Origin of the sequence: Saccharopolyspora aridisoli, from assembly GCF_004348445.1 — a bacterium.
Taxonomy (GTDB): domain Bacteria; phylum Actinomycetota; class Actinomycetes; order Mycobacteriales; family Pseudonocardiaceae; genus Saccharopolyspora; species Saccharopolyspora aridisoli.
Window position 1 is genome coordinate 57174 of record NZ_SMKV01000031.1, and the last position, 9420, is coordinate 66593.

The 9420-nt window shown below is 70.8% G+C and carries 5 protein-coding genes; 3 read left to right on the forward strand and 2 right to left on the reverse strand.

The window, feature by feature from the left end; genetic code table 11:
* Window positions 1–150 precede the first annotated feature (150 nt).
* Together E1161_RS21030 and gltB are read right to left on the reverse strand one after the other, a co-directional pair.
* Entirely contained in the window at window positions 151–1653 is a 1503-nt protein-coding gene (locus E1161_RS21030) for a glutamate synthase subunit beta (RefSeq protein ID WP_132625933.1), read from the reverse strand.
* Window positions 1646–6196, reverse strand: coding sequence for a glutamate synthase large subunit (gltB, locus tag E1161_RS21035; RefSeq protein WP_132625935.1), 4551 nt, complete (start codon window positions 6194–6196; stop codon window positions 1646–1648). The genes E1161_RS21030 and gltB overlap by 8 nt, the downstream gene beginning before the upstream one ends.
* A 528-nt stretch (window positions 6197–6724) precedes the next feature.
* Between gltB and E1161_RS21040 the strand changes: the two genes are divergently transcribed.
* The 3 genes from E1161_RS21040 to E1161_RS21050 all read left to right on the forward strand — a co-directional run.
* Window positions 6725–7666 carry an ABC transporter substrate-binding protein gene (locus E1161_RS21040; RefSeq protein ID WP_132625937.1) on the forward strand — a complete coding sequence of 314 codons (942 nt, stop codon included), beginning with the start codon at window positions 6725–6727 and terminating at the stop codon, window positions 7664–7666.
* 62 nt (window positions 7667–7728) lie between these two features.
* Window positions 7729–8676 (forward strand): FecCD family ABC transporter permease, encoded by a 948-nt coding sequence (locus E1161_RS21045; RefSeq protein WP_132625960.1) that lies wholly within the window; start codon window positions 7729–7731, stop codon window positions 8674–8676.
* Window positions 8673–9420 (forward strand): ABC transporter ATP-binding protein (locus E1161_RS21050; protein ID WP_132625939.1); only part of this gene is annotated, 748 nt, incomplete at its 3' end. The genes E1161_RS21045 and E1161_RS21050, both read left to right, overlap by 4 nt.

Here is a 9420-nt window from a genome sequence, read left to right on the forward strand (position 1 = left end):
GACCGACATGGGGCGTTGACGCCCGGGAGGGAATTTTAGGGACCGGCGGATCGCCGCGAGGCCGGTTCGGCGGAAAAAGATCGCGGGAATGAGGCGAGGAGCGCTCCGGAACGGTCACACCGCGCGAAAGCGCCCCTCACCTCGGCGAAGTCACACCGCCAGCGGCAGGGCTGTGGGGTGGACCGGGGACGGGAGCTCCGAGGCCCCCATCAGGTGGCTGTCCACCGCGTGCGCGACCGAGCGGCCCTCCGCGATGGCCCAGACGACCAGCGACGCGCCGCGATGGGCGTCACCGCAGACGAACACGCCCGGAGTGGTGGTCTCCCAGTTGGACCCGGAGCCGATCGTGCCGCGCTTGGTGAGCTCGATCCCCAGCCCGTCGAGCAGCGGCATGCGCTCGACGCCCTCGAAACCGATCGCCAGCAGGGCGAGGTCGCAGGGCAACTCCTCGACCTCGTCGGAGACCGGAACCACCTGGCGGCGCCCGTTCTCGTCGCGGCTGACCTCGACGTGCCGCAACCGCACCGCCCGGACCCGGCCCTCGCCATCGCCCGCGAAGGACTCGATGGCGACCGCGAACTTCCGCTCACCGGCCTCCTCGTGCACCGGGTAGGTGCGCAGGACGTACGGCCAGACCGGCCACGGCGAGAGCTCGTCGTCGCGCTCGGTGGGCGGCTGCGGGTAGTTGTCCAACTGCGTCACTGACAGCGCACCCTGGCGGGTCGCGGTGCCGTAGCAGTCGGCACCGGTGTCGCCGCCGCCGAGGATGATGACGTGCTTGCCCTCGGCCGAGATCGGCGAGGGGCCGTCACCTTCGAGCTCCTTGTTGGCCGGGACCAGGTGCTCCATCGCCAGGTGCACGCCGTCCAGCTCGCGGCCCGGGACGGTGGTGTCGTCGCGGCCGCGCAGCGCGCCCACCGCGAGCACCACGGCGTCGTGACCGGCGCGCAGGTCCGCCACGGTCAGGTCCACGCCGACCTCGCAGCCAGTGACGAACTTCGTGCCCTCCTCGCGCATTTGCGTCAGACGCCGGTCGAGGGCGGACTTCTCCATCTTGAACTCGGGGATTCCGTAGCGCAGCAACCCGCCGATGCGGTCGTCGCGCTCGTAGACGGTCACCTCGTGGCCCGCGCGGGTCAGCTGCTGCGCGGCGGCCAGGCCCGCAGGGCCGGAACCGACCACGGCGACCCGCTTCCCGGTGTGCTCCTCGGAGATGTGCGGGGAGACGGAGGAGTTCTCCCAGGCGACCTCGGCGATGGTCTCCTCGACCCGCTTGATCGCCACCGCCCCTCCGGCCTCCGGCGAGATCGCCAGCACGCAACCGGCTTCGCACGGCGCCGGGCACAACTTGCCGGTGAACTCTGGGAAGTTGTTGGTCGCGTGCAGCCGTTCGCTGGCCATCTCCCACTGACCGCGGCGGACCATGTTGTTCCACTCCGGGATCAGGTTGCCCAACGGGCAGCCCGCAGAACCCGAGTGGCAGAACGGGATTCCGCAATCCATGCAGCGGGCGGCCTGGGTGGACACCTGCGCGTTGCGGTCCTCGGTGGACAGCGCGGCGTAGACCTCGTGCCAGTCGCCCAGCCGCTCATCGGTGGGACGCTTCGGTGCGTCGGCCCGCGAGTGCTTCAGAAAACCCTGGGGGTCAGCCACGGGATGCCTCCATGATCACCTCGTTGACGTCCCGGCCCTCGACCTTGGCCATCCGCATGGCGTCCAGGACCCGCTGGAAATCGCGCGGCATCACCTTGGTGAACGCCGCCGAACGCCGCGGCCAGTCGCCCAGCAGCGACGCGGCCACGGCCGAACCGGTCAGCTCGTGGTGCTTGCGCACGACCTCGTGCAGCCACTTGAGCTCCTTGGCGCTCAACGGCTTGAGATCGACCATCGCGGTGTTGACCCGCACCGGGTCCAGGTCCAGCACGTAGCCGATGCCGCCGGACATGCCGGCACCGACGTTGCGGCCGGTGCCACCGAGCACGATCGCCCGGCCGCCGGTCATGTACTCGAAGGCGTGGTCGCCGACGCCCTCGCAGACCAGCTGCGCACCGGAGTTCCGGACGGCGAAGCGCTCGCCGACCTGGCCGCGCAGGAAGATCTCCCCGCTGGTCGCGCCGTAGCCGATCACGTTGCCCGCGATGACCTGGTCCTCGGCGCGGAACGCCGACTTCGGGTCGGGGCGGACCACGATCCGGCCACCGGAGAGGCCCTTGCCGACGTAGTCGTTGGCGTCACCGACCATGTCCAGCGTGACGCCGGCTGGCAGGAACGCGCCCAGCGACTGGCCGGCCGAGCCCTCCAGCTCGACGTGGATGGTGTCGTCGGGCAGGCCGTCGCCGCCGAAGCGGCGGGAGACCTCCGCACCCAGCAGGGTGCCGACGGTGCGGTTGACGTTGCGCACCGGCAGCTGCAACCGGACCGGGCGGGCGTCCTCCAACGCCGCCTCGGCGAGCTGGATCAGCGTGCGGTCCAGCGCCTGGTCGAGGCCGTGGTCCTGCTCGCGGACCTTCCGGCGGACCGACGAGTACGGGGTCCGCGGCTCGGCGAACACCGGCTCCAGGTCAAGGCCGCGGGACTTCCAGTGCTGCACGGCGTTGTCGCGGCGCAGCGCCGAGACCTGACCGATGGCCTCGTCCAGCGTCCGGAAACCCAACTGCGCCAGGTGTTCCCGCACCTCCTGGGCGATGAACTCGAAGAAGTTCACCACGTGCTCGACCTGGCCGGTGAACCTCTTGCGCAGGTCCGGGTTCTGGGTCGCGACACCGACCGGGCAGGTGTCGAGGTGGCAGACGCGCATCATGATGCAGCCCTCGACCACCAGCGGCGCCGTGGCGAAGCCGTACTCCTCGGCACCCAGCAGCGCGGCGACCACGACGTCGCGGCCGGTCTTGAAACCGCCGTCGCACTGCACCGTGATCCGGTCGCGCAGGCCGTTGAGCAGCAGCGTCTGCTGCGTCTCGGCCAGTCCGACCTCCCACGGCGTGCCCGCGTGCTTGAGCGAGGTCAGCGGCGCGGCACCGGTGCCGCCGTCGTGACCGGAGATCAGCACCACGTCGGCGTGCGCCTTCGACACGCCCGCCGCGACCGTGCCGACGCCGACCTCGCTGACCAGCTTGACGTGCACGCGGGCCTGCTCGTTGGCGTTCTTGAGGTCGTGGATCAGCTGCGCCAGGTCCTCGATCGAGTAGATGTCGTGGTGCGGCGGCGGAGAGATCAATCCGACGCCCGGCGTGGAGTGCCGCGTCTTGGCGATCCACGGGTACACCTTGTGCGCGGGCAGCTGACCGCCCTCGCCGGGCTTGGCGCCCTGGGCCATCTTGATCTGGATGTCGCTGGCGTTGACCAGGTATTCGCTGGTCACGCCGAAGCGGCCGGAAGCGACCTGCTTGACCGCCGAGCGCCGCTCGGAGTCGTAGAGGCGGTCGACGTCCTCGCCGCCCTCGCCGGAGTTGGACTTGCCGCCGATGCGGTTCATCGCGATCGCCAGCACCTCGTGGGCCTCGGCGGAGATCGCGCCGTAGCTCATCGCACCGGTGGAGAACCGCTTCATGATCGACGACGCCGGCTCGACCTCGTCGATGTCGATCGGTTCGCGCGCGCTGTCGAACTCGAAGAGCCCGCGCAGGGTGCCGCCCTCGGCCGCCAGCCGGTCGCATTCCGCGGTGTACTCGCGGAACTTGTCGTACCTGCCGGTCTTGGTCGAATGCTGCAGCAGGAACACCGTTTCCGGCGTGAACAGGTGCAGTTCGCCCTCGCGGCGGTAGGAGTAGTCGCCGCCGATCTCCAGCTTGCGGTGCACGCGCTCGGTCGGGTTGTCCGGGTAGGCGCGGCGGTGCCGCTGCGCGACCTCCTCGGCCAGCTCGTCCAGTCCGACGCCGCCGAGCTTGGAGGTGGTGCCCAGGAAGTAGGACTCCACGACCTCCTGCGACAGGCCGACGGCCTCGAAGACCTGCGCGGCCGTGTAGGCGCCGACGGTCGAGATGCCCATCTTGGACATCACCTTCAGCACGCCCTTGACCAGCGCCTGCACGTAGTTCCGGATGGCCACCTTGGGGCGCACCCCGGAGACCTGGCCGGTCGAGATCATGTCCTCGATGGCCTCGAACGCCAGGTACGGGTTGACCGCCGCCGCGCCGTAGCCCAGCAGGGCGGCCACGTGGTGCACCTCGCGGGCGTCACCCGACTCCACGACCAGCGCGACGCGCAGCCGCTCCTTGGTCTGGATCAGGTGCTGGTGCACCGCCGACACCAGCAGCAACGACGGGATCGGCGCCAGCTCGTGGTCGGAGTCCCGATCGGAGAGCACCAGCACGCGCGCCCCGGCGGCGATCGCCTCGGACGCCTCGGCGCGGACCCGCTCGATGGCCTCCGCCAGCGCCTGACCGCCACCGTCCACTTCGTACAGGCCGGAGAGCACCGCCGAGGAGAACCCCGGCAGGTCACCGTCGTCGTTGATGTGGATGAGCTTGGCCAGCTCGTCGTTGTCGATGACCGGGTTCGGCAGCACGATGTGCCTGCAGGACGCCGGCGACGGGGTCAGCAGGCTCTGCTCCGGGCCCATGACCCGCGCCACCGAGGTCACGATCTCCTCGCGGATCGCATCCAGCGGCGGGTTCGTGACCTGCGCGAACTGCTGCACGAAGTAGTCGTAGAGCATCCGCGAGCGCTGCGACAGCGGAGCGGTCGGGGTATCGGCGCCCATCGACCCCAGCGGCTCGGCGCCGGCGGTGGCCATCGGAGCGAGCAGCAGGCTCAGCTCCTCCTCGGTGTAGCCGAAGGACAGCTGGCGGCGCACCACCGACTCGTGGGTGCTCACGACGTGCTCGCGGTCGGCGAGCTCGTCGAGGTTGAGCAGACCGGCGTGCAGCCACTCGTCGTAGGCGTGCTCGGAAGCCAGCTCGGTCTTGAACTCCTCGTCGTCGACGATGCGGCCCTGGTCGGTGTCGATCAGGAACATCCGGCCCGGCTGCAGGCGGCCCTTGGCGACCACCTCGGACGGGTCGACGCCCAGGACACCGGCCTCGCTGGCCAGCACCACGCGGTCGTCGGCGGTCTGCCACCAGCGGGCGGGACGCAGGCCGTTGCGGTCGAGCACCGCGCCGACCAACGAGCCGTCGGTGAAGGTGACGCACGCCGGGCCGTCCCACGGCTCCATCAAGCTCGCGTGGAACTGGTAGAACGCCTTGCGCTTGGGATCCATCTCGGCGTGGTTCTCCCACGCCTCCGGGATCATCATCAGCACCGCGTGCGGCAGCGACCGACCACCCAGGTGCAGCAGTTCGAGGACCTCGTCGAAGGACGCCGAGTCGGAGGCGTCGTCGGCGCAGACCGGGTACAGCCGGGACAGATCACCCGGGATCAGGTCGGAGGACAGCAGCGCCTCGCGAGCCCGCATCCGGTTGCGGTTGCCGCGGATGGTGTTGATCTCGCCGTTGTGCGCCACGTAGCGGAACGGGTGAGCCAGCGGCCACGACGGGAACGTGTTGGTGGAGAACCGGCTGTGCACCAGCGCGATGGCGCTGGCCAGCCGCTCGTCGGTCAGGTCGGGGAAGAACTCCGGCAGCTGCTCCGTGGTGAGCATGCCCTTGTAGACGAAGGTGCGAGCGGACAGCGACGGGAAGTACAGCTCCAGGCCCTGCCGCGCAGCCTCGCGCTCGGCGCGCTTGCGCAGGCAGAACGCCAGCCGGTCCAGCTGCAGGCCGGACTCGCCGTCGTTGCCGGCGACCATGAGGGTCGCGAAGTGCGGCATGCAGTCGCGGGCCGTGGTGCCCACGTCCGCGCGGTCCGGCGCGGTGGGCACCTCGCGCCAGCCCAGGACCGTCAGGCCCTCCTCGGCCGCGATCTCTCGAACGAGCGCCACGACGCGCTCGCGCTCCTCTGCGTCGGCGGGAAGGAAGCCCATTCCGGCCGCGTAGCGGCTTTCGCCGTCCTCGGCCGGCTCGGGCAGGGACACGCCCGCCGTGGCGCGCAGGAGCTCGTCAGGGAGCTGGAGCAGGATGCCCGCGCCGTCGCCGCTGGTGGGCTCGGCGCCCGCGGCACCGCGGTGCTCCAGGTTCGCCAGGGCGGTCAGACCGTCCGCGACGATCGCATGCGAACGCCGACCTCGAATGTCGGCGACCATGGCCACGCCGCAGGAATCCTGCTCCGCAGCCGGGTCGTACAGGCCCTGGGCCGCTGGGATCGCAGAGAAGACCACTGCGCAGACCTCCCTCGTCATGCTCGTGCTTCGAAAGTCGGCGGTCGGCCATTGACCTGACTTCTTCGACTTCTGGGCACGGGACGGCACTGGCCCGCAGCTGGAGTGTTCCGGTTCTGCCGTAGACGCTTTCGAGCGAGTTTCGGACGCGCTCGCCCACTCGCTGTAACCGGAGCGTTTAGCAGACTTTACCAGCCACAATACCCGGAAGCAGCAACCTGGAAGTGATGCTGAACATCTTGTTGTGAAGCCCGTCGCTGGCTACGCGCCCAGGAGTCGGCTGCTCAGGACCCCTACGTCACGACACGACCGGGAGTGGCGGCCTGGAACATCACAGCCCGTCGGCGGCTCGCACAGCGAACCCACGCCGGCGGACACGGCCCGTCCTCGAATCTACCCGCAGCGTCGCCGCCCGGGTAGCGCTCGCCCTCCAGCAGGCCCCCGGGGCGATCTTTGCTGATATCTTTCCAGCTCAGGGCACCCACAGCGGTGGGTGTTCGTATCGCCAGCTCCGACCCGAGGGAAGACATGACCGGGTTCCGCCGTCTCGCCGCCCTGATGATGGCCGCATTCGCCCTGTTCACCATGGTCACGGCGTGCGCGACCCGACAGCACTCCCCGGTGCCGGTGGTGCCCGACGATCCCGCGTCGTCCTTCCCCGCGAAGGTCTCGCTACCCGGCGGCCAGCCGGTGACCCTGCTCCAGCAGCCCAAGCGGATCGTGTCGCTGTCGCCGTCGGCGACCGAGACCCTCTTCGCGCTCGGTGCGGGAGACCAGGTCCTCGCCGTGGACCAGCACTCCACGTTCCCGGAGAACGCACCGCGCACCGAGCTGTCCGGGTTCACCGCCGACGCCGCCGCGGTGGCGAGCAAGGACCCCGACCTGGTCATCGCCCCGGACAACGCCACCCAGCTCGCCCAGGGCCTGCAGGTGGTCGACGTGCCGGTGCTGCTGACGCCCGCCGCCGCCAGCCTGGATGACGCCTACCAGCAGATCCAGGCGATCGGCCGCGCCACCGGGCACGGCAACCAGGCGAACGCGATGGTGCAGAAGATGCGCGCCGACATCGCCGGCATCGTGGCCTCCACGCCCAAGCCCCCGCAGCCGATGAGCTACTTCCACGAAGTCAGCCCCGAACTCCACACGGCGACCTCGCAGAGCTTCGTGGGCAACGTGTACTCGCTGTTCGGGATGGTCAACATCGCCGACCCGGCCGGTGGGCCGTTCCCGCAGCTGTCGCAGGAGCACGTCGTGCAGGCCAACCCGAACCTGATCTTCGCCGCCGACACCAAGTGCTGCGGCGTCAACGCCGGCGCCATCGCGGCGCGGCCCGGCTGGCACACCATCGACGCCGTCCGCCGCAACCAGGTCGTGGAGCTCGACGACGACCTGGCCAGCCGCTGGGGACCGCGCGTGGTGGAGTTCGTGCGCTCCATCAGCCGAGCGGTGGGCAAGGCCCAGCAGGGTTGATCTCGCCGACCCGACTCCGCCCGTGGCATCTCGTCGTCGGCGTGGTGGTGCTGGTCGGGAGCATGTTGCTGTCCGTGCTGGTGGGTGCCGCGGAACTCGGACGGGGCCGGGTGCTAACCGAGATCGTCGCGCAGCTGACCGGCGGCGTCTCACCGCTGTCCGAGCGCGAGGCAGCGATCCTGTGGGACCTGCGGGTCCCCCGCACCGTGCTCGGCGTGCTCGTCGGCGCCGCGCTCGCGGTGTCCGGTGCCGCGTTCCAGGGCGTGTTCGGCAACCCCCTCGCCGACCCGTACCTGCTGGGATCGGCCGCCGGGGCGGGCTTGGCCGTCACGCTGGTGATCACCACCGCGCCGCAGTCCGGTCTGTCGATCCCGGTGCAGGCGGCGGCCTTCGCCGGAGCGCTGGGCGGCGTCGGGCTGACCTGGCTGATCGGGCGATCCGCGGGCCCCGACACGGCGACGCTGGTGCTGGCCGGCGTGGCGGTCGCCGCCTTCCTCACGGCAGGGCAGACGTTCCTGCAGCAGCTGCGGGTCGAGTCGTTGCAGCAGGTCTACCTGTGGATCCTCGGGCGGCTGAGCACCACCGGTTGGCGCGAGGTGCTGATCGTCCTGCCGCACCTGGTGGTCTCGGCCGTCGTGCTGTGCCTGTGCGCGCGGCTGCTGGACGTGCTGGGCACCGGTGACGAGGAGGCCACGTCACTGGGCGTGCACCCGGGCCGGGTGCGGATGCTGGTGCTGATCGCAGCCTCGCTGGCCACCGCCGCCGCGGTGTCGGTGGCGGGGCTGATCGGGTTCGTCGGGCTGGCGGTGCCGCACCTGGTGCGGCTGGCCATCGGCGGCGGGTTCCGGATCATCGTGCCGATGTCGCTTCTGTTCGGCGGGGTGTTCCTGGTGCTCGCCGACGTGCTCGCGCGGACCCTGCTGGCGCCCGCGGAGATCCCGATCGGCGTGATCACCGCGTTCACCGGCGCCCCGTTCTTCGCCGTGCTGCTGCACCGGAGGCGCGCGTGAGCCGGGTGGAGGTCCACGAGCTCGCGGCCGGATACCGCCGCAGCCCGGTCGTTTCCGGGGTGTCGACCACAGTGGACACCGGCGGCTGGCTGGGCATCATCGGCCCCAACGGCGCTGGCAAGTCCACGCTGCTCAAGGCCGTCGCCGGGTTGCTCGGCCACACCGGGGACGTGCTGGTGGACGGCCGGCGGATGGCGTCGCTGCGCCGCCGCGAGCGCGCCCGCACCCTCGCCTACGCGCCGCAGATCCCGCAGCTGCCGCTGGGCCTCACGGTCACCGACTACGTCCTGCTCGGCCGCACGCCCCACCTCGGCCCGCTCGGGCGCGAAGGCCGCAGCGACCTCGGAGTCGTCGACGAACTCGTCACCCGCCTGGACCTGGGCCACCTCGCCGGACGGTCGCTGCACACCCTCTCCGGCGGCGAGCGGCAGCGCACGGTCCTCGCCCGGGCCCTGGCTCAACGAGCCGGGGTCCTGCTGCTCGACGAACCGACCACGGGCCTCGACATCGGCCACGCGCAATCCCTCCTGGACCTCGTCGACGAACTCCGCACCGAGCTCGGCACCACGGTCATCACCACGCTCCACGACCTCACCCTCGCCGCCCAGTACGCCGACGCCCTCCTGCTGCTGTCCAACGGCACCCCCGCAGCCCGCGGCACCCCAGCCGAAGTCCTCACCCCCGAAACCCTCAACACCCACTACGCAGCCAGAACCGCCCTCCTCCACACCCCCAACGGCACCC